This window comes from Bacillus niameyensis (assembly GCF_001375535.1).
Lineage (GTDB): Bacteria > Bacillota > Bacilli > Bacillales > Bacillaceae_C > Lederbergia > Lederbergia niameyensis.
This window is the reverse complement of record NZ_LN831197.1, coordinates 1,857,341-1,877,754: the sequence shown is the minus strand read 5'-3', so window position 1 is coordinate 1,877,754 and position 20,414 is coordinate 1,857,341. Positions and strand designations below refer to the sequence as shown.

Below are 20,414 nucleotides of genomic sequence, written 5' to 3'. Positions count from 1 at the left end.
GGAGAAGATGAAATGGATATAAAAGTCTTTGAAAGACAACTCGTATTAATAAATGAGAAATTGCTGAAACCGTTCCCCTATAGAGATACTGATAAAATTCAAGAAGATTACGGTAATATTTTTGCCGCGTTATCTGATGATGATAACTGGTTGACATTAGATTTTAATACTTATTGCATGAACATTGCTGGGACATTAAGTTATGTTTTAATTGGTAAATCAAATGAAATTCCAAAAGATCAAATAGAAATGTTGAGGTTTTATTCTTTGAGTTCTTTAAACAATATAGATTTTTTGAAGATAATATAACTCAATATGAGGGATTTTACCAAGAATATATGGATTTTAAAAAGGCGAGAAAAATGCTGTTGCAATATTTATCTACATTTATGAAATGATTTGTGAGAATAAAATACTCTATACTCCCGAAACCCTTGTCAGAATCAAATCAAAGCTCTGATATGCCTATGAATAACGTGTAGTCAAAGGCGGGAAAAAATTCTTTTCCTTAAGTTTAAATCTTGTTCCTTATCCCACGAAAATAAAGTTGTGGCAGGGAAATAATTGAGAACGAAGGAATGTGGAGGAAGAAAGTATTTGAGAATTTATGGTCCAAGTATCAGTAAAGGTACATCGCTAAATATACATGCATAAATAAGTATGATATAGAAAGTAGGTAAAAAATGATTCCGCTAGTATACGATCAAATTAATCGCTGGAGCAAAGACGATGAATTCTTTTTAGCACTTTTAAAAAAGCTAAATATTAAAAAATTAGCTGATTTGGGTTGCGGAACGGGAAGGCTGACATCTCATTTTGCGAAAGTAGGCTATCATATTACAGCTGTTGATCCAAATGAAGAAGCGATTGAATATGCAAAAAGTAAAGAGTATCCAAGTGAGGTGTCTTGGATTGTTGGTGATAGCTCAAATTTAAAATCAAATGCATTTGATGCTGTTATCATGACAGCTAATGTTGCACAAGTATTTCTTACAGATAAAAGTTGGCAACTTGCCATTTCAGATGTATATCGAGCCTTAAAACCTGGCGGCCATTTTATTTTTGATACTCGCAATCCATTAGCAAAGACATGGGAACAATGGGAAAAAGATTTGACTCCTGATGTAGCAATGGATCCTATAAGTGGTGAGCAACTTGAAATTTGGACGGAGTATGAGGGGTTTGTTGAAGATGTTTATACGTTTTATGAAACGGTGAAAAATGCACGTACTAATGAAGTACTAATTCATGAAAAAATGGAATTGAAATTTCGAACTCAAGAAGAAATCGATGACTCATTGCAACGAGCAGGGTTTTCACAAATCCAAGTGTATGGAGATTGGGAGTTTAAGCAAGCAACTGCAAAAACAAACTCCTTTATTTTTCACAGTGTAAAATAAGGGGTTTCTTTGAAAACTAGAGACTTGATTGTTTCATAGGGCCTTCTATTTCATCTTTTGTTAGCTTTTAAAAAAATCCTCTCGACTGATACAATCATTGAGAGGATTTTGAGTTTTTTCATTGATTCAATTACTATTGCACTCAGTGATGATGGTGGTGTCCAGACGGTGTTGCTTTCGCCTTACACAAAATTGAATTATCATGCAGATGTGCTGATGTTTCAAATTGGATCGTACTATGGTGAATGTTTTGATGTTCAAGATCATGTTCGATTTGACGAAGCAGTTGTTCACTTTCCGCTATGGACATTTGATCATCAACTACGGCGTGGCAGGATAGCGCATTTAACCCGCTTGTGATCGACCAAATATGCAAGTCATGTACACTTAGTATACCTTTTGTATTTTGAATGGCCTGAATCACATCATCTACATTTACATTTTGTGGTGTCCCTTCCATCAGAACATGTAGCCCAGATTTTGTTACATAGTAGCCACTGCGTAATACAAGGACAGCTACGATTACACTTGCCAGTGGATCTGCCCAACCCCAACCGAAAAATATGATGAGTAGCGCAGCGATAATAGCACCAATGGAACCAAGCATATCGCTTATGACATGCAAGTAAGCTCCACGCAGATTTAAATTCTCTTCTACATCCCCGCCACGCAACATAATCCACGCAACCACTATATTGACTAGTAATCCAATGGAAGCGATCGTTAACATTCCAGTAGAAGCAACTTCAGGCGGATTTTGAAAACGCTGAATCGCTTCATAGAAAATATAAACAGCGATCAATACAAGTGTTACCCCATTTAGAACAGCAGCCAATATTTCAAAGCGTTTATAGCCGTATGTTTTATTATAGTTAGCAGCTTTTTCACCAAAGGTAAACGCCAATAAGGCAACCCCAAGAGATATAGCGTCACTTAACATATGCCCAGCATCGGATAGTAATGCTAAGCTGTTCGTCATAAATCCGCCAATTGCTTCGACAAACATATAACCTGTAATAATCAGAAAACTAATCAGTAACGTTTTTTTATTGGTGCCGTGTGAATGATCATGGCCATGCTCGTGTCCCATTTTAACTCCTCCTTAAGGCTTTAGTATGTATATATGAATATATGTTCATATATATGGTATTGCTTCCTTCATTAGATGTCAATCAAAAAGTTTCCCAGTTCTTTTAGTTCCCTTTAACAATTCAGTTGCATTAGACCTCTACAATTGACAATACTTAAATAAAGTCAATAAAAGGAAAAAGAAAAGTTTGAATTAATATATGTACAACCTGAGCATAATCATTTTAGAATGTATAAATAAATACCGTATTATTTACTAAGTTTTCACTTGATTAGTCAATTGAATGGAGGAATTATCAATGTATAACATTCCAGGACATCATCACATTTCAATGATCACTAAAAATGCAAGTCGAAATAATCATTTTTACCGGCATATACTTGGTTTACGTCGTGTGAAAGTAACGGTAAACCAAGATGATCCGTCGATGTATCACTTATTTTATGGAGATAAAACAGGTAGCCCAGGTACGGAACTATCATTTTTCGAAATTCCACAAGTAGGAAAAACTTATCGGGGCACAAATGCAATTACTAGAATTGGATTACTAGTTCCTTCAGAAGATAGTCTCCATTATTGGAAATTACGATTTGAGGAGTATGGTGTGTATCATGGTGAAATCACAACATATGCTAATCATTCTGCTTTGAAATTTGAGGATCCTGAAGGGCTTCGTTTGATACTGCTCGTTTCCAATGGGGAAAAGGTAAAACACTGGGAAACATGGGGAAAATCAGAGGTCCCTGCGGAGCATCAAATTCAAGGGATGGGATCTGTGGAAATGACGGTTCGAAGACTTGAAAAACTAGCAAAAACACTCACAGATATGTTTGGTTATATAGAGATAAACAGGACAGAAGATGAAGCGGTTTTTCAATCAATTAAAGGAGAGGTTTTTGGAGAAATTGTTGTGAGATATTTAGACGGTCCTTCTGAAAAACCAGGTCGTGGCAGTATTCATCATTTAGCAATCCGTGTAAAAAACGATGGAGAGCTGGCCTATTGGGAAGATCAAGTGAAACAAAGAGGTTACCAATCTTCAGGAATTGTCGATCGTTTCTACTTTAAAAGTTTGTATTTTCGTGAATCAAACGGAATTCTATTTGAAATTGCTACCGATGGACCGGGGTTTACCATTGATGGCGATGTGGAATATTTAGGAGAGAAACTTGATTTGCCACCATTCTTGGAGGAACGCCGAGCTGAGATTGAAGCAAAACTATCGCCTATTGAAGAAATATAATAATGGGAAATCGTCATGTATAGAGTGAAGAGCACGAGATATATTAAGTATGGCACACTAAAAATCTAAAAAAGATGGTGATTAATGATGGTAAAGGTTGCACTAATCAGCGGTAGTTTACGGAAAGAATCGTTTTCAACAAAAATTGCCAAAAGTGTTGAGGGATTATTCCCGGAAGGATATGAAACACAATTCGTAGAAATCGGTAATCTGCCTCTGTACAATGAGGATATTGATACTGAAAGCAATGTTCCTGCAGAATATACTTCGTTCCGAAACGCAATTAAAGAGAGTGATGCTGTACTGTTTGTGACGCCAGAGTATAATCGTTCTATATCTGGTGCCTTAAAAAATGCGTTAGATGTTGGTTCACGCCCTTATGGACAAAGTGTATGGGATGGTAAACCTGCAGCGATTATTAGTCAATCGATTGGAAACTTAAGCGGGTTTGGTGCGAACCATCATTTACGTCAAAGCCTCGTATTTTTAAATATGCCAACCGTTCAACAACCTGAGGTTTACTTAGCAAATTCATCAAAATTATTTGATGGAAACGGCAAGATGAACGAAGACACTGCTCAATTCTTACAAACGTATGTCGATGTCTTTATTGATCTAATTAAGAAACATCGAGCGTAAAAAAACAAGTTGGTTTGCTTTTTCGATACTCTTTGCTATATCGGAAAAAAGTAGGCAAGCGTTATATCCCCTATGTATTTTCATTAAATGATGCCGCCAATACGATTCTTAAGCAAGTGATATCCGTTTATTTAACAGCATTAAACGTAATAAACTGTATTCAAAATACATAATAAAATCCAATGTAAAAGGTTGCCCTCCAAAAATCAGTGTAAACGATTTTTAGTGGCCAACCTTTTTTCGTACGTACTGTCAACTAATCTGAAGATAACTCAGATTCTTTCCCCCAATCCTGAGACCATGTCTCGATAGTTCTTAAAATTGGTTCTATCGAACGACCTTTTTCTGTTAAAGAGTATTCAATAATGACTGGTGTTTCGGGTATAACCTCACGTTTCACTATATCTTGGTGTTCTAATTCTTTTAATCGATCCGATAAAACTTTTCCACTTATACCTATAGCTGATTGAATTTCACTAAAACGCTGTGTACCTAATAATAATTGATAAATAACTAATGCCGTCCATCTTTGACTAAGTAGGGAGATAGCTTTTTCAAACTTTGGGCAGATTGTAGGTTGTGTCAATTACATTCACCTCTCCTATTTATATTATATCACAAATAGTTAATAGATTATAAAAGGCAAATTAGTTACTAATAGACATATAATTGTCTATAAGAACTGTATTATATAAAGTAACTAAGTAATGAGAAAACATGATGTTCTAATTGAAATTAAATATGCAGGTATATGTCATTCTGATATCCATACTGCTCATGGTGAATGGGGTCCGGTGAACTATCCGCTCGTACCTGGACATGAGATTGCCACTTAAATTTACTTTGTGTACTGCCGATGATGTTCATTAACCTGTATATCTAAGTTAAAATGGAAGTGGCTATTAACAAAATAAAAAAGGTGATTACGTTGAAAAAAATGATAAGTATATTTCTGGTGTTTATTCTTTTACTAGTCGGATGTTCCGCTAATAATCAACAAGATGCAGGACATAACAATAATGGGCAAAACATACCATCAAGTCAGCTGGAAAACGAAGCATTAGAAGTAGTTGCCGAAGATCTCGAAGCTCCTTGGTCAATTGAAAAGATCAATGATATTTTCTATCTGACAGAAAGAGCTGGATCGATCGTGAAAATTGAAAATGGAGAACTAGGAAGACAGCGTGTAGAACTTGAGAAGGAGCTTGCAACAGCTGCAGAGGCAGGGCTATTAGGATTCGTACTTGCTCCAGACTTTCAGGAATCGAATGTAGCATATGCTTACTATACGTATGTAGACAATTCTGGCCAATTTAACCGGATTATCACGCTCCATTTGGAAGATCATGTTTGGAGGGAAGAGAGTGTGTTGCTCGATAAAATTCCAAGTGGATCTTATCATCATGGAGGAAGACTTAAAATGGGGCCTGATGATAAACTTTATGCAACAACTGGGGACGCCTCTGAACGGGAAATCGCGCAAGACCTCCATTCATTAGGCGGGAAAATTTTGAGATTGAATTTAGATGGGTCGATTCCAAATGATAACCCTTTTTCAGATTCATATGTCTATAGTTATGGTCATCGTAATCCTCAAGGAATGACCTGGTTACCCGATGGTACGCTATATGCTAGTGAACACGGAAATAGTGCAAATGATGAAATAAATAGAATAGAAGCCGGTCAAAATTACGGATGGCCAAGTATTGAAGGGTATGATGAACAGGATGGGATGGTTTCACCGCTATTTACTTCTGGAAAAGAATTAACTTGGGCACCATCAGGAATGGACTATTATAATGGGAAATTATACGTTGCTGCATTAAGAGGATCTGCAGTTTTAGAATTTGACCTTGAAAAAGGTGGATATCGTGAAGTTATAACGGATCTGGGCAGAATTAGAGATGTGTTAATTGAGGATAAGCACCTTTATTTCATTAGTAATAATTCGGATGGACGTGGTAATCCACAAGAAAACGACGATAGGTTATACCGCATCTCAATTTCAGATCTAAATTGATGGGAAACATTATAACGAGAAAGAAAGGTGATTGAATAAAATGGACATGAAAGAGTCGACAATTGGCGATAACTCTGTCATTGCCTCAGGGGCAGTTGTTACAAAGGATGTTCTGGAAAATACGGTTGTGGCAGGAGTACCAGCAAGAGCAATTAAAAAAGTTGACCATAGTTAGAATGATTAGGCTTTAGAAAATAAAAAGCGATCATGTATAGGAATTTACTAATGTAGAATGCGACTCCTGCGAGAGCTTGTAAGCAATGTTTTAAGTGACGGTAGGTACGTTAATTACCAATGTAAATATTTTTTATTCTTCTAAAAAGGATAGCTTAGTAAGGCGAAAGAAAATATACTTAAAGTAACGAAGTAGGATTTTAAAAAAATGGAGAGAAGTTACTATGACCATAGATATTGATACATTTCCTGTGCTTGAGACTAAAAGATTAGTATTAAGAAAAATAACAAACGAAGATGCGAAAAGCGTTTTAGATTATCTGTCTGATGAAGAGGTAATGAAGTATTACGGATTAGAACCTTTTAAATCAATAAACGATGCCTTGGAGGAGATCTCATGGTATCAGTCCATACAAGATAATAAAACTGGTATTAGATGGGGGATTACTTTAAAAGAGAAAGGGATTGTTATTGGTAGTTGTGGTTTTCATAACCATGTTTCTCGACATCTCCGTACGGAAATTGGCTTTGAGTTGAGTAGAGAACATTGGGGAAAAGGCATAGCTGCAGAGGCAGTTGAAGCGATAATCACGTATGGGTATGAACATCTGAATTTTCAACGGATAGAAGCATTGATAGAGCCACCTAATCTATCCTCACAAAATTTAGTAGAGAAGTTGGGGTTTATCAGAGAAGGTTTATTAAGAAGTTATGAGCTTACAGGTGGTGAATTTGATGATTTATATATGTATTCTTTGTTAAAGCAGGACTTTGATAAAATTAAAATACTGGGTACAACAAATTTTTAGTAAGGTGGTTGCAGGAGAATGCAACCAAATGTGACAACCTGTAATTTGAACCCGAAAAGACCAATATAAGGTGATTTATAAAATTGGAGATGTTATAACGATGAAACAAAATAAATATGATCAAGATGTATTTTTTTTCGAATATGAAAAAATGCAAGATCAGTCAAAGGGCTTGAAGCGGCCGGAGAATGGCCAGTTTTAAAAGGGTTATTACCAGAGTTGAAAAATAAAAATGTACTTGATTTGGGATGCGGTTTTGGTTGGCATTGCCGATACGCACAAGAACAGCAAGCAAGCTCAGTGATCGGGGTAGACATATCTAAAAAAATGCTTGGAGCAGCCCGTGAAAAAACAGATGATCCTTATATTAATCAAATCGGGATGGATTATCGTCTGTTTCAATTTCCATATGCTTTTTGCGGAATTCCCTAATTTTCTCTACAATATTTTGAAATCCATATAAAATCAAAGAGTCAATAAACAATAGAAGTGATAATTGAAGTTTTTTCATACGTACCAAAGATGCAATTCCCCATTTTGTCAGCCACTTATCTATTAAAATGAAGACAAAAATTGAATCAACAATCAAATTTAAAATAAGGTAACGGGGAAATTTTCCATAAGTCATTTTAAGAATCCACATTGAACCAACCATAAATGGGCCCCATATAAAAGGGAAGGAGCCAGATAATCTTGGATGGAGTTTTTCATACCACCACCACCAAGTTCGTTTCTTAGCAATAGAATTTTCCCACCTTGTTACTAAAGCAATAAAGATACCAGCAGGCAAAAATCGCTTAACTGCCTTTTTCCCCATAAAGGGTAGTGTGAGCCATAAAAAACCCATCATCAAAATTAATATTAATTTGTTATATTTCATTAACTTTTTCCCCATTTCAACCCCTCCAATGTATCCACCAAATAATATTCCCTGGAAAGAAAATAATATGACAGTCATTGGGTAAAAAACTTCGATAGGCTTATAAAGTCGGATGTTTAAATAGGGTCTTTCTCCATATTAGGATTTAAAGATAAGGTGTTTTTTTACAAAGTGATAAGTCTTGAAATCAGATTTTCAATAAAAATATAATCCGGCAAAATACGTTTCTTTTTCGTCGGGTATTATTTTATGACCTTAAATATAATGAACGCAGGAGGAGGGAATAACAAGTGTTAAAAAGTATGAACGAGGCGTTGGAATATATTGAATCACGGTTGCATGACGAGATTGATGAAAGCGAGTTGGAAAGAATGACGGGAACATCTATTTACCATTTTAGAAGAATGTTTTCCTTTCTTTCCGGTATGTCATTAGGTGAGTATGTGCGTAATAGAAAATTATCTAATGCTACTTTTGACTTGCTTCATGAAGGAATGAGTGTGACCGAAACAGCATTCAAATATGGTTACGTATCTGTTGATGGTTTTTCACGTGCTTTTCGAGAATGGGCGGGAATCAGTCCTTCAGAGGTCAAAAAGAAAAACATGCTAAAAGCATTTCCTAAGCTCTCCTTCCAATTAACAATTCAAGGAGGAATAAATATGGATTATAGAATTGAGAAAAAAGAGTCGTTTAAGATTGTCGGTGTGAAAAAAAGAGTTCCTATTCAATTTGAAGGAGAAAACCAAGAAATTATTAAGTTGGCTAAAAGTATTACACACGAACAACGAGAAATACTGTACAGTTATGCAAATATGGAGCCAAACCAAATAGTGAGTGCATCTTATAGTTTTGATGATGTACGAATGGAAGAAAAGGGCGGACTTGATCATATGATTGGCGTTTTAACTACAAGAGAGTTAGATTCTAAGAAGTTTGATACAGTCGAAGTCCCTGCTCTAACTTGGGCAGTCTTTTCATCTAAAGGTGAATTTCCGAAAGTTATGCAGGATACATGGGGGAAAATAGTTTCAGAATGGCTTCCTTCTTCAGATTATGAATTAGTGGAAGCACCGGAGATTTCATTTACAGGGGACTTGTCTGATAGAAGTAATGTTCATAGTGAAATTTGGATCGCAATAAAGAAAAGGGAAATGTAAGAATATATGCGAGCTACTTTTGTAGAGGAGAACTAAGGTCTTTGAGAATACCAGATTATTCCGCTTGCACTCTACGAATGAGTACCAAAGCTCTCATTTGAGAGCTTTGGACAATCGCAACCATCTTGGTAAAGGCCTCTCAAGAAAAGATTGGAATCCATATATGATTAAGGCAAATGACATGGATGCAATGAGATGATGTATTCGTGTGAATTTAACATACTTTATGAAGTTTATCTTGTCTAGTAGGGTCAAAATGGGGAAGGCGTAAATTAGATTTTGCAATAAGTTAATTAATAAATATAACCAAAATCTCCCGTAAGTTAAACGGAAAATCCATAATGTTCCTACTGAGAAAGGACCTAAAATAACACTTAATATATTATAAATCCTTGTTTTTGTACTGCCTTTCACTTCCCAAGAGTTATAATGAGAGCCAATAAAAACCGTGGTCATAACTAATAATGCAGACATTGTAGAAGCAGGCAGAAATCTTTTAACTGTTTTTTGGGGAATAAAACAAGCAGTTAGCCAAGATAAAATGAAACCAATTCGAACTAAAGGTACAATCATTTAATTTATCTCCTTTCTGTTTAATTAGATTTCACAATATCAAAAAAAATATTCCAAAGTAGGAAGTGCTTCGATACGTTAAAAACGAAATTACAAATGGCGAAGAAGGTTGTTGAGTTTTTATTAGTTAAATTTTTGCTATAAGTAATTGCTCTATTTGAGATACTTTACTAGTTTATTTCTTAGATAATAAGCGATTAATCAATAATGTTGGAGAAAAATAATGGAGGGGAAAATCAGAATTAGCCTTTACCTATTGGATGAATTCGAAAAAAATTCGATTTTGTGATCTTTTTGTCATTAGCGACATAATGTGACAAATTTCAAATCTTAATTAATATAATATAGAAATAAGAAAGGGCAAACTTATTGAAAAATAAGGACGCAAAACTACAGGTCTAAGGTTTTTTAACTATGATGGCTGAGTTGCCTAAAATATAGTACATATTTTAGGAGGATTGCTAGTGCTGACAGAAATCAATATTTTAGAACGCAGGATCAATCAACTTAAAAGAGAATTGGTTCAAACGGTTCGACTAACTGGGTTAAATAGTAATGCCACTCTTTATTGCAGTCAAAAATTGGATGAACTGATCGCGATCTATCAAAAATGCTTGCAAAGTAATAATTTACCTAAATTGGCATAAAGTTTTTCCTTTTTAGGGGCATTAACATAGGTATTTAATATTAAATGGGTTGGTATATCGCATTTGCTTAAATGTTTGACTACTTCAGATGAACGGAGCCACATGTTTGGATTTTAAGTCAGTAAGTGGAAAAAAAGAGTCGCCATTTGCGGAATTGCGAGCGACTAACAGAATACCCTCTTATAAATTAAATAGACTCTTGGCATTCGCCGAGTCAGATGGTACAAGGTTTTCTAGTACCAATATTTTATTTCTCCTCCTACATTTAATAGGGGGGATTTCATTTTTTATTAATGATCGACCCTTCTACATTGAACGGGATAATGATCTACAAACGGAACGTCTGCTAGTTACCATTGATTTCCGTTCCAGGCGGGCGCTTTCCGGGGGCATGCGGTGAGCTTCCTCGTCGCTACGCTCCTGCGGGATCTCACCTGTCATGCTATATCCCCCAGGAGTCGCCGCCTTCCACTCCAATCAACTGAGGTATTCTTTTGCTCATGGAAAGCCATCTGATAATTCCCCGTTCTAAACGAGACACTGAAAAAGTATATTGTAGCCTAATGGTTTATTAAATACAAAGAAGGGATTTTCTGTTCAAAATCGAACAGAAAGTCCCTTCTTTGTCTATTTCTTACTGTTCCTCGTTCAGGAGCTACAATATTCACTTGAGGTTTACAGCGAATATGGTTGTGGCTCCTGAATCTCCATGCCAAGGAAACGAATATGTGGTTTATCAAGTCCCGTCCGAGAGAACAGAGGATGCCCACGGACTTTGAGAGGCTTTATCATGAATCGTGCCCGTAATGCACTGATCTTCTGTGAAATGGTAACGATTGACGCTGAATCGTGCCCGTAATGCACTGATCTTCTGTGAAATGGTAACGATTGACGCTGAATCGTGCCCGTAATGCACTGATCTTCTATGAAACGGTAACGATTGATGCTGAATCGTGCCCGCAATGCACTGATCTTCTGTGAAATGGTAACGATTGACGCTGAATCGTGCCCGTAATGCACTGATCTTCTGTGAAACGGTAACGATTGATGCTGAATCGTGCCCGCAATGCACTGATCTTCTGTGAAATGGTAACGATTGACGCTGAATCGTGCCCGCAATGCACTGATCTTCTGTGAAATGGTAACGATTGACGCTGAATCGTGCCCGTAATGCACTGATCTTCTGTGAAACGGTAACGATTGATGCTGAATCGTGCCCGTAATGAGCTGATCTTCTGTGAAATGGTAATTAAGTGCTATGCGCAAAAGCATAACTAGTTCTGTAGGAGGAGATTTTATGACTTGTTATTGTAAGATCTTGGAAATTCATTTTAAATAGAACAGTCAAAGAAAAATTAGTATCTAACACTGATCATTCAAGGGATACAGCCTTCGGGAGCCGAAGTCGGTCTGGACTTTCATGACTATTGTTCGCCTATTGGGATACTTGAATAAAACCTTCACGCAAAGTATTTTGTAAAAATGGACTTGGTTCACCTATACTGTAAAGTTGTAAATAATGCATAGCCCTAGTGCAAGCAGTGTAGAAAACTCTTCGCAGGCTTTCATCACCATATACATCCTCCGCTGCATTATAAATTATGACGGCATCAAATTCGATTCCTTTGGATAAATAGGACGGTACGACAACGACACCTTGTTCATATTCAATCGAATTGCTCTTTAAAAGTTTAATATCCCCGATATCGGAAAGAGCTTCATATGCTCTTAAACTTTCCTCTGCAGATTTACAGATGATCGCAATACTATTAAATCCTTGTCCTTGCAAATCAGAGACTTTGGAAATAATGGAGCTGTGCAGCTCTGCTTGATCGGCCACCTTTTTTAAAATAGGTTGCTCACCATCGCGTTCAAATGGGATTATCTTATCGCCACTTGGAACAAGTCTGCGTGTAAATTCAATGATCGGTTTTGTGGATCGATAACTCCTTGCTATATTGATAACCTCTGTTTTATCCGGACCGTATAAGTTGGTTAGGGTGTTAAAATCAATCGTTTTACTAGCATGGGCGAATATCGCCTGATTAAAGTCGCCGAGCACTGTCATACTTGCTGATGGAAACAAACGCTTCAAAAACTCAAATTGAAAAGGAGAATAATCCTGCGCCTCATCAACAACAAGATGTCTAATAGAACTGTTCGTCTGAAAGCCTTGAATCAGTTCTTTCAAAAGTAAAAATGGGGTGGCATCCTCATAAAATAGCTTACCTTTATCTAGCATTTCCAGTGTTGTATGACAAATATCTGCCCATTCTTCCGGTGTCTCACCTTCTAGCCACTCATTGATTTGCAAGAGATCCGTAAAAAGCTGCTTATATATCCCATTTATATCAACAAAATGAAATGCTCGGACTCGTTTTCGTAATGGATTCATTTTTTGGTGAACGATCAATCTGGCGAGTGCTTCCGGTTCCATTTCATAGTCAACAATCGCTTCTCTTTTATAGCCACGTTTATTGGCTAAGTAGCGATGCGCTTTATGATATTCGTCGTTGCTTAGCAGTTCGATTGCATCCTGTACCCATTGCTTTGTCCATTCGATCTTTTGGGTTTCCTTAATTTTTATAAGTAGCCAATCCTTCAATTTTTCGAGTCTGTTATGGAAACGAAGAGTAGTGTCGTGACTGTAAAACCTGTCTGCTATTTGTTGTGCTGTAACGATTGGCTTCCCTCTGAAGAGTATGTCCTTAAAAAGCATTCCTGATATTTCTAATGACTGTTTATATGATTGGAGTGCCTCGAAAAAACGGGTCGATGCTTTGAACCGAATACTTGCAACCCTTGACCTGTATGAGGTGGTATTCATAGCTGTTAAAACATATTCCAATTGATCAAATGGATTTTCGACTTGAAATTCTTTACTTAGACGATGGTCCAAATATTCCTGGAATGTAACCTGTTGCATATTTTCTTCACCAAGTTCTGGCAGCACATTGGAAACATAACTATTAAACATTGTATTAGGAGAAAAAAGAATGATTTGATCAGCGTTCAGTCGATCTCGATATTTATAGAGCAAATAAGCGATTCGTTGCATGGCAGCTGATGTTTTACCACTTCCAGCTGCACCGTGAACAATGAGCAGCCTTCCGCGATCATGACGAATAATTCGGTTTTGCTCCTGTTGTATCGTTGCTACTATATTGTGCATTTTTTTGTCGGTCCCTTTGCCTAGAACCTGCTGTAAAATTTCATCTCCAATCGTGAGACTTGTATCGAACATAGACTCAAGAACACCGTCACGGATAAGATATTGCCATTTTTTCTCCAACAGACCTTTAATCGTACCGCTAGGTGTCGCATACTTTGCTGAACCAGGCTGATAATCATAGTAGACGCTCGAGATAGGAGCTCTCCAATCGTAGATCATAAAATTTTCGCCACTAGGATCCCTAAGCGTGGAGATACCAATATAAAATTGTTCCGCAGTTATATTCCCTTCTTCGATAAAATCAATCCGACCAAAATAAGGAATTTCCTCCATTCGGCGCAGAGTAGATAAACGCTTAGATGCATGTCTATGGGTGCTTTGGCTTACGGATAAAGCTTGTGCTTCTTGCCGCAAGCCGATGATGGTCTCAAGGTAATCATCAAAGGTATCCGTATTCACTTTGACTTCGTCCCAAAAGTGCTTACGTATCTGAACTACTTCGTTTCGACGCTTGGAGGTTTCCTCTTCCAATCTGTTTATTTCCTCCATAATGGTCTCCATTACAGTGTCTAATCGTTTTTGTTCCTGCTGAAGTCGCAAATTCATAGCAAACACTCCTTAAAAAAAAGTTTATAAAGGGGTTGACGAACAGATTGATCACATTGTATAATTATAGTAGGGATAATTTGCAGAAAAGTACATAACGATGTATATCTATATAAATTTACCATATAAAAGTGCTTTTTTCAATGTTTTTAACATTAATTTTATCATTGACGGTCTATAAGTGATTCTCGATATACCTTCTGTACGGAAACCATTTCCAATCGTTCTTTAAATGATTAAATAACTTTAAAACCCATCTATTTTTCATTATGTGAAAATAGATGGGTTTTTTTGTTTTTAGAAATTCAGATATGAAGTTAACAAATGGGGATGAATATCCTCCTAAAAATGCCCATTTCATCCATATACAGGTATCCCTTTTTATAGTAAAATTAAAAGTACTAGTGGTATTACTTTATACCTATTTCAAAAGTTGTTAAAGACCAGATGTTAAAAAGGGGATGCATCCAATGAGCCTTACGGTACAGTACCTTGCGAAACAACTTAACCTTCCCCTGAATCAATTAATTCTCCAGCTTAACCGAACCGGTATCCAGAGGAAACTAAATCCAGATACGGAATTAACTGAAGAGGAATTAATGCAATTATATAAAGAATTGCAATCGGCGAAAACAGAGGGAACGAAACCATCGCATCGAGAAAAAGATACAACTGAACCACTTAATGAAAATGCTATGGATAAAAGGTCGTTGCAGTATATGGACTATATGATCAGTCAAAGCGAAGCTATTTTTATCGATACGAGCTCTTTACTACAACCGATAAGTGAAGAGTTCTTAAAACGGCTAGCATTTCATTTAGAGAAACATGGAAAAAAATTAATTTTGCCATTTAAGGTATATGAGGAATTGAAGAAGCATCAAAATAATGAGAATAATTCTGAGTTAGCTAAGATGGCTACGCAAACTCTTCGTCGTTTGGCACTGCTTCAGCAAAAAGGACACCTTGATATTTACGGTGATCAATCATTGGATAATTTTGCAGATAACGTATTCAATACCCAAATAACCCGTTTAAGAGTAACCCATGCCATTCTTTTAATCACGAATGATATCAAGCTTGGTCAGGATATTCTGTTGCTGAATCAATCACAGTCTGTCCGAGGAAAAAAAGTTCACGTTCAAAAAGTAGACCGTTTCGGCTTTTTGCAGAGAGTAAGAGCAGATGGTGAAACCGTTCAGAAGCCTCACGTTCAGTCTGAAAAGGCGGGAGTTACAGAAAAGGAAAAATTTAAATTAGCAACTAAGATTACTCCAGTCTCAGACCAAACAATGCATATAAACAAGTTGCCGGAGGCAGGAGATTATGTCCAAACCGATAAGAAGCGTCGTGTACACCTTCGCAAACAACTTGGGAGTGGCGGAGAAGGAACAGTTTATGCAACAGATGATAAAAATGTTGTTGCGAAAATTTATAAAAGAGAAAAGGTAACGGTAGAAAAGCATGAAAAATTGAAATTGATGGTTAGCAAACCTATTCAAAAAGAAGGAATTTGCTATCCCATTGATATTTTGTATAACGAATATAATGAATTTATCGGTTATACAATGCCTAAAGCGGAAGGAAAGGAATTAAAGCATTTCTTATTTATTCCGAAAAAGGTATTTGAAAACCGTCATCCAAATTGGACAAGAAAAGATTTAGTGAAACTGAGCTTAACCATTTTGGAGAAAATCGATTACTTGCAAAAAAGAAATATTATTCTAGGAGACATTAATCCTTTTAATATATTAGTTGTCTCACCAGAAGAAGTGTATTTAGTAGATGTGGATAGTAATCAGGTGGAAGGATTTCCATGTCCGGTAGGAACAGATAATTATACAGCTCCAGAAATTCAAGGGAAAAACTTTAAAGATTTTCTACGGACCTTTGGAAACGAATATTTTGCTGTTGCCACCCTTGTCTTCAGCATTCTTTTTCTTGGAAAATCCCCATACAGCCAAACAGGCGGAGATACAAATGCGGAAAATATAAAATCCATGGATTTCCCATATACTTACGGTCAAGAAGAACGAGCAGAAAACACTCCAAAAGGCCAATGGCGTTATATTTGGAGTAATCTTCCTTATCGGGTAAAAAAGGCTTTTTATCAAACATTTCAAAAGGGTCAGCCACATGCCAATGAATCTGATCGATTGAAAACGGAAGATTGGATTCAGATTATGAAAAAGTACTTCAGCGATCTTGATTCTGGGAGACTAGTACAACAAGATGAGATTGCGAACGATGTTTTTCCTAGTCGTTTCAAAATGATTGGTGATTCGAAACAGAATTTACAAAACTGTATTCTTTGTGACCAAAGCTATCAAAAATGGCAACTAACTAAAAATATTTGCCGCGGCTGTCTCAATAAAGGCGAAGAATACGGGTGTGCCCGCTGTGGCAAAGAGATGATTTTTACTAACTTTGAAAAGCATGTGAAGCACATGAAAAAGGGATTTGAACATTGTAAAGATTGTAACGCTCATTATAATAGTGAGTTCAAAAGTATTCAATGTTCCGATTGCCGAACCTATTTTTCTCTAACATATAGAGATAAAGAGTTTTATGATCAACGCGGATATAATTATCCTAAGCGTTGTCTAGATTGCAGACGTTCAAATAAAACGACATCTCATATACATAAAGATTATTCTCAGCCGGAGACAGAATCACGATCAAGTCAATCAACAAGGAGCAGTCGTCGCTGGTGCTTCTTAACAACGGTTGCCTGTGAATATTACGATTTAGCGGATAACTGCTATGAGTTAGAAACATTGCGAAGTTATCGTGACAATTGGCTGAATGCACAGACAGATGGACCGAGCATAATAAAGCAATATTATGAAGATGCACCTACAATTGTGAAATACATTAAACAAAGCGAGCAATATGAAGAACTTTGCATAATGATCATGCGACAATATATTCAGCCGTGTATACAACTCATTGAAAATAGTCAATATCAAGAATGCAAAAACCTATATATAGAAATGTTTAACCATTTAAAACAACGTACAACACAGGGGGAATAACATAATGGAAAAAAATCAGCTTATGCGCATGGAGGATTTATTAGATAACCCAACACCAAGAATTCCAATTTGTTTATGCCTTGATACAAGCTCATCTATGCTACGAATCGTTGGTGGAGAAACTAGAAACACTGGACGTACCGTCTTTCAGGATGGTCAGGAGTGGAACATCGTTGAAGGCGGAATTACGGCATTGCAAGAGCTCCAGGACGGCATAAACCATTTTTATAATGCTATTTCAGAAGATGAAGTAGCTCGATATGGCGCGGAAATTTGTGTCGTGACCTTTGATAGTAAAGCTCAAACGTTGGTTGATTATTCTACCATTGATATTCAGCCGGATCCGCCAGAACTGAAGGCAGACGGTACAACTTCTATGGGTGAAGGCGTTAATTTAGCATTAGATCTTTTAGAAGAACGAAAAAATGAGTACAGAGAAGCTGGTGTTGACTATTACCAGCCTTGGCTCGTATTAATGACAGACGGTGAGCCAAACGGAACAGAAAGTGAATTACGCCGTGCAATCGAGCGTACAAACAAACTTATTAATAATAGAAAACTTACTATTTTCCCAATCGGAATTGGTCCAGAAGCAGATATGAGTGTACTGGCAAAGTTTTCACCGAAACGGACACCATTACGCCTAAAAGGAATGAACTTTAAAGAGTTCTTCGAATGGTTAAGCCAGTCAGTAAGTACGGTATCGGACTCGATGCCAGGTGACTCTATCAAACTTAATGTAGATGGAATTAAAAGTTGGGGCGAAATTTAAGAGCAGGAGCATAACAGATATGTGGAGCATAATTGGTACAGCAGTCCAAGGAAGAGGACATGCAAAGAAAAATATTCCTGTACAAGACAAGATTTATTATAAACGAGGAGAGGTAACGGTCATGGCACTTGCTGACGGTGCTGGCAGTGCCTCTCTCTCTCATTACGGTGCAGAGCGTGTGACCGAAACAATTTGTGCATTGCTATACGATTGCTTTGATGACATTTTCGAAATGAATGAAGTGGAAGAAGCACAGCATATGGTCATGGATACCGTCTTAAATGAACTTCATCAGCTGGCGGAATCTCATCAGGAGCCTGTAAAAGCATTCGCATCGACTTTGCTAGCTGTTGCCGTAAAGGGAAACAATGTGCTAATCCTCCATTTAGGTGATGGAGAAATCGGTACAATTAAGCATGGAAAAAGGATGAATTTATCCTCTGCAGAAAATGGTGAATATGCAAATGCGACAATCTTCACGACATCACAGCATGCGTGGCGCCATTTGAGGTTATTTAAAAGTAGGGATGTCTCGTCCTTTTCTTCCTTCTTTCTAATGTCTGATGGAACGGCAGCAAGCTTGTATTCGAAAGAACGTAATTATTTTTCTCCTTTTATTAGCAAACTAGCTGAACAATCATCGATTCATAAGGAACAAGTATTGAATGGATTATTGGAAGAAAGCTTTGAAAATCTTGTGAAACAGAAAACTCAGGACGATTGTGCTTTGGTGATGATGACAATGGTGAATGAATCACCCTCCTACGCAAAATTGACAAGAAGTGATAAGGAGTTGCTCGTTCACTATTTGAACAATCCAAAACATTGCTCAATTAAAAAGTGGGATAAAATGACTGAACTCCTACAACAGCCTTTAACATTAAAACAACTTGCGAAAGCAATGCTTGTGAAAAGGTCTTATGTAAAAGCGAATGTCAATGCATTAATGAAGGCTGGAATGATCACCTATCAAAAAGGTAAATATTATTTAAACTAGGTGATTATTCTATGAAGATGATTAGAAAAAAATTAGTGAATCCGATCTTTGGTAGATTACAGATAAAAGGCAAGCTAATAAAGCTAAATGTGCATGGAAGCACCGAATCTACCTTTATTGTCCAAAGCTCCCATTTAGTAATGGAATCGGGAAATAACAGGATTCAGTTGGAGAAAACCGAAGAGGGTTCGATCGATCGAGTCATATTCCAACTAGATGGAGAGGAAGTGACTTTTGGCAGGCAAACTTCTTTTTCGGAACTGTTTGCCTGCATGGAATATCTATCTTTAAAAGATTACTGGAAAAATGACCAAACCATTTTCCTTTTCTACACTTTCATTCGAATCAGTGTATCTATTTTAGCTACTTCTCTATTGAAAGATACGAATACGGTTGATGAAGTCGTTAAGCATTTTGAAAAGGAACGAGAAATGACAACATTACTAGTTCAGTTATTGGAATCTGCGCAAATCGAGTATTCTAGCTATGTTGTGAATCAACGTGCAAAGTATTTATTACGATTGGGTCTTAATCCGAAAGAGAAATATGAGGGTAAGGAAATTCGTGAAGCAGGCAAAAAATGGATGCGTTTAACCCACCCTGATACGGAATTTGGAGATCCGGAATTATTTAAACAAATTAATGAAGCAACAACTTATTTATCTAAATGAAGCTATTTTCTTCGCCACAGAAGTGTCACTCTGTGGTTTTTTTCATTTTAATATAGAATATATTGATTTGAAGATACTAGAGTCTCATTGAAAAAATTTTTAACACCACAATATGTATTTTTTAGAGGAAGAAATATAGGTTAAGCTATCAAAATAAGAAGGGGTTTTCTTTAAACTTTATTTTTATATGATTGACGAGACACTCTTTGGTGTCGTATAATTTAGACACCAAAAAGTGTCTTATATAGACTCTCGGAATATAGAGGCGTAAATTTGCTGAGTTTCCAAAAGATTACTGGGAAATGAGCATTATTGAAGATTTGGTATTTGTTTTCAAAACCTTTTCAAAAAAAGACATGCCAAAGAAGCGTCACATATTTATTTATTTTTTTAATAGGTTGTTTTTGTAAACATTGTTGCTTACCAGGACAGTGCTTGGTTGATTTCCGCTACAGTTGCTCGCTTTCCGCGGGGCGGGCGGTGAGCCTCCTCGGCGTAAACGCCTGTGGGGTCTCACCTGTCCCGC

Annotated in this window: 18 protein-coding genes, 4 pseudogenes and 1 riboswitch; of the genes and pseudogenes, 16 read left to right on the top strand and 6 right to left on the bottom strand. The window is 36.8% G+C overall.

The window, feature by feature from the left end:
• Positions 1-12 precede the first annotated feature (12 nt).
• Both BN1243_RS08975 and BN1243_RS08970 read left to right on the top strand, forming a co-directional pair.
• A pseudogene (locus BN1243_RS08975) lies at positions 13-398 on the top strand (YxiJ family protein).
• Positions 399-683: 285 nt separating this feature from the next.
• Positions 684-1,400 carry a class I SAM-dependent methyltransferase gene (locus BN1243_RS08970; RefSeq protein WP_062106097.1) on the top strand — a complete coding sequence of 239 codons (717 nt, stop codon included), beginning with the start codon at positions 684-686 and terminating at the stop codon, positions 1,398-1,400.
• A 142-nt stretch (positions 1,401-1,542) separates the two neighbouring features.
• Here BN1243_RS08970 and BN1243_RS08965 read toward each other — a convergent pair whose 3' ends face one another.
• Positions 1,543-2,490 (bottom strand): cation diffusion facilitator family transporter, encoded by a 948-nt coding sequence (locus tag BN1243_RS08965; RefSeq protein ID WP_062106095.1) that lies wholly within the window; start codon positions 2,488-2,490, stop codon positions 1,543-1,545.
• Between the two features lie 298 nt (positions 2,491-2,788).
• Between BN1243_RS08965 and BN1243_RS08960 the strand changes: the two genes are divergently transcribed.
• From BN1243_RS08960 to BN1243_RS22605, 3 genes are all read left to right on the top strand, one after another.
• Positions 2,789-3,733 (top strand): ring-cleaving dioxygenase, encoded by a 945-nt coding sequence (locus BN1243_RS08960; protein ID WP_062106093.1) that lies wholly within the window; start codon positions 2,789-2,791, stop codon positions 3,731-3,733.
• Between the two features lie 87 nt (positions 3,734-3,820).
• Entirely contained in the window at positions 3,821-4,372 is a 552-nt protein-coding gene (locus BN1243_RS08955; RefSeq protein ID WP_062106091.1) for an NADPH-dependent FMN reductase, read from the top strand.
• Positions 4,373-4,404: 32 nt separating this feature from the next.
• Positions 4,405-4,545, top strand: a complete 141-nt coding sequence (locus BN1243_RS22605) for a hypothetical protein (RefSeq protein WP_230200151.1) — start codon at positions 4,405-4,407, stop codon at positions 4,543-4,545.
• An 83-nt stretch (positions 4,546-4,628) separates the two neighbouring features.
• Here BN1243_RS22605 and BN1243_RS08950 read toward each other — a convergent pair whose 3' ends face one another.
• Positions 4,629-4,958 (bottom strand): winged helix-turn-helix transcriptional regulator, encoded by a 330-nt coding sequence (locus tag BN1243_RS08950; RefSeq protein WP_062106089.1) that lies wholly within the window; start codon positions 4,956-4,958, stop codon positions 4,629-4,631.
• 130 nt (positions 4,959-5,088) lie between these two features.
• Here BN1243_RS08950 and BN1243_RS21680 point away from each other — a divergent pair.
• The 5 genes and pseudogenes from BN1243_RS21680 to BN1243_RS21670 all read left to right on the top strand — a co-directional run.
• Positions 5,089-5,202 (top strand): annotated as a pseudogene (locus BN1243_RS21680) (alcohol dehydrogenase catalytic domain-containing protein); the annotation flags it as partial.
• 98 nt (positions 5,203-5,300) lie between these two features.
• Positions 5,301-6,392, top strand: coding sequence for a PQQ-dependent sugar dehydrogenase (locus tag BN1243_RS08945; protein ID WP_062106087.1), 1,092 nt, complete (start codon positions 5,301-5,303; stop codon positions 6,390-6,392).
• 58 nt (positions 6,393-6,450) lie between these two features.
• Positions 6,451-6,567: pseudogene (locus BN1243_RS21675) on the top strand (sugar O-acetyltransferase); the annotation flags it as partial.
• Between the two features lie 223 nt (positions 6,568-6,790).
• On the top strand, positions 6,791-7,375 hold the full coding sequence (locus tag BN1243_RS08940) for a GNAT family N-acetyltransferase (RefSeq protein WP_195892096.1): 585 nt from the start codon (positions 6,791-6,793) through the stop codon (positions 7,373-7,375).
• Positions 7,376-7,475: 100 nt separating this feature from the next.
• A pseudogene (locus tag BN1243_RS21670) lies at positions 7,476-7,759 on the top strand (class I SAM-dependent methyltransferase); the annotation flags it as partial.
• Here BN1243_RS21670 and BN1243_RS08935 read toward each other — a convergent pair.
• Positions 7,743-8,270 carry a hypothetical protein gene (locus tag BN1243_RS08935; protein ID WP_062106084.1) on the bottom strand — a complete coding sequence of 176 codons (528 nt, stop codon included), beginning with the start codon at positions 8,268-8,270 and terminating at the stop codon, positions 7,743-7,745. The pseudogene BN1243_RS21670 and the gene BN1243_RS08935 sit on opposite strands and share 17 nt — an antisense overlap.
• A 275-nt stretch (positions 8,271-8,545) precedes the next feature.
• Between BN1243_RS08935 and BN1243_RS08930 the strand changes: the two genes are divergently transcribed.
• Positions 8,546-9,415 carry an AraC family transcriptional regulator gene (locus tag BN1243_RS08930; protein ID WP_062106082.1) on the top strand — a complete coding sequence of 290 codons (870 nt, stop codon included), beginning with the start codon at positions 8,546-8,548 and terminating at the stop codon, positions 9,413-9,415.
• A 93-nt stretch (positions 9,416-9,508) separates the two neighbouring features.
• On the opposite strand, the gene BN1243_RS08925 is transcribed toward BN1243_RS08930, so the two are convergent.
• Entirely contained in the window at positions 9,509-9,988 is a 480-nt protein-coding gene (locus BN1243_RS08925; protein WP_062106080.1) for a hypothetical protein, read from the bottom strand.
• Between the two features lie 349 nt (positions 9,989-10,337).
• Positions 10,338-10,422, top strand: a riboswitch (cyclic di-GMP riboswitch).
• A gap of 30 nt (positions 10,423-10,452) precedes the next feature.
• Between BN1243_RS08925 and BN1243_RS08920 the strand changes: the two genes are divergently transcribed.
• A complete protein-coding gene (locus tag BN1243_RS08920) occupies positions 10,453-10,635 on the top strand; it encodes an aspartyl-phosphate phosphatase Spo0E family protein (protein WP_069201775.1) in 183 nt (60 codons plus the stop codon).
• Between the two features lie 675 nt (positions 10,636-11,310).
• Here BN1243_RS08920 and BN1243_RS22600 read toward each other — a convergent pair.
• Entirely contained in the window at positions 11,311-11,907 is a 597-nt protein-coding gene (locus BN1243_RS22600; protein WP_230200150.1) for a hypothetical protein, read from the bottom strand.
• Between the two features lie 163 nt (positions 11,908-12,070).
• Positions 12,071-14,413 carry an RNA polymerase recycling motor HelD gene (gene helD / locus BN1243_RS08910; protein ID WP_062106075.1) on the bottom strand — a complete coding sequence of 781 codons (2,343 nt, stop codon included), beginning with the start codon at positions 14,411-14,413 and terminating at the stop codon, positions 12,071-12,073.
• Positions 14,414-14,883: 470 nt separating this feature from the next.
• Between helD and BN1243_RS08905 the strand changes: the two genes are divergently transcribed.
• From BN1243_RS08905 to BN1243_RS08890, 4 genes are read left to right on the top strand one after another with little or no spacing between them, the layout of a single operon-like run.
• Positions 14,884-17,448 (top strand): CFI-box-CTERM domain-containing protein, encoded by a 2,565-nt coding sequence (locus BN1243_RS08905; RefSeq protein WP_062106073.1) that lies wholly within the window; start codon positions 14,884-14,886, stop codon positions 17,446-17,448.
• Positions 17,449-17,452: 4 nt separating this feature from the next.
• Complete coding sequence (locus tag BN1243_RS08900) at positions 17,453-18,220, top strand: vWA domain-containing protein (protein WP_062106070.1); 768 nt, start codon at positions 17,453-17,455, stop codon at positions 18,218-18,220.
• A 19-nt stretch (positions 18,221-18,239) separates the two neighbouring features.
• Complete coding sequence (locus BN1243_RS08895) at positions 18,240-19,217, top strand: PP2C family serine/threonine-protein phosphatase (protein ID WP_195892095.1); 978 nt, start codon at positions 18,240-18,242, stop codon at positions 19,215-19,217.
• 11 nt (positions 19,218-19,228) lie between these two features.
• Positions 19,229-19,888 (top strand): J domain-containing protein, encoded by a 660-nt coding sequence (locus tag BN1243_RS08890; RefSeq protein WP_062106066.1) that lies wholly within the window; start codon positions 19,229-19,231, stop codon positions 19,886-19,888.
• Positions 19,889-20,414 lie beyond the last annotated feature (526 nt).

What these genes read in the sequence shown, in the direction of transcription:
- BN1243_RS08940 (WP_195892096.1), top strand. Translation starts at nt 6,791, where the DNA reads ATGACCATAGATATTGATACATTTCCTGTGCTTGAGACTAAAAGATTA.
- BN1243_RS08925 (WP_062106080.1), bottom strand. Translation starts at nt 9,988, where the DNA reads ATGATTGTACCTTTAGTTCGAATTGGTTTCATTTTATCTTGGCTAACT.
- BN1243_RS08955 (WP_062106091.1), top strand. Translation starts at nt 3,821, where the DNA reads ATGGTAAAGGTTGCACTAATCAGCGGTAGTTTACGGAAAGAATCGTTT.
- BN1243_RS08890 (WP_062106066.1), top strand. Translation starts at nt 19,229, where the DNA reads ATGAAGATGATTAGAAAAAAATTAGTGAATCCGATCTTTGGTAGATTA.
- BN1243_RS08905 (WP_062106073.1), top strand. Translation starts at nt 14,884, where the DNA reads ATGAGCCTTACGGTACAGTACCTTGCGAAACAACTTAACCTTCCCCTG.
- helD (WP_062106075.1), bottom strand. Translation starts at nt 14,413, where the DNA reads ATGAATTTGCGACTTCAGCAGGAACAAAAACGATTAGACACTGTAATG.
- BN1243_RS08895 (WP_195892095.1), top strand. Translation starts at nt 18,240, where the DNA reads ATGTGGAGCATAATTGGTACAGCAGTCCAAGGAAGAGGACATGCAAAG.
- BN1243_RS08900 (WP_062106070.1), top strand. Translation starts at nt 17,453, where the DNA reads ATGGAAAAAAATCAGCTTATGCGCATGGAGGATTTATTAGATAACCCA.
- BN1243_RS08960 (WP_062106093.1), top strand. Translation starts at nt 2,789, where the DNA reads ATGTATAACATTCCAGGACATCATCACATTTCAATGATCACTAAAAAT.
- BN1243_RS08965 (WP_062106095.1), bottom strand. Translation starts at nt 2,490, where the DNA reads ATGGGACACGAGCATGGCCATGATCATTCACACGGCACCAATAAAAAA.
- BN1243_RS08970 (WP_062106097.1), top strand. Translation starts at nt 684, where the DNA reads ATGATTCCGCTAGTATACGATCAAATTAATCGCTGGAGCAAAGACGAT.
- BN1243_RS22600 (WP_230200150.1), bottom strand. Translation starts at nt 11,907, where the DNA reads ATGCTTTTGCGCATAGCACTTAATTACCATTTCACAGAAGATCAGCTC.
- BN1243_RS08935 (WP_062106084.1), bottom strand. Translation starts at nt 8,270, where the DNA reads ATGGGGAAAAAGTTAATGAAATATAACAAATTAATATTAATTTTGATG.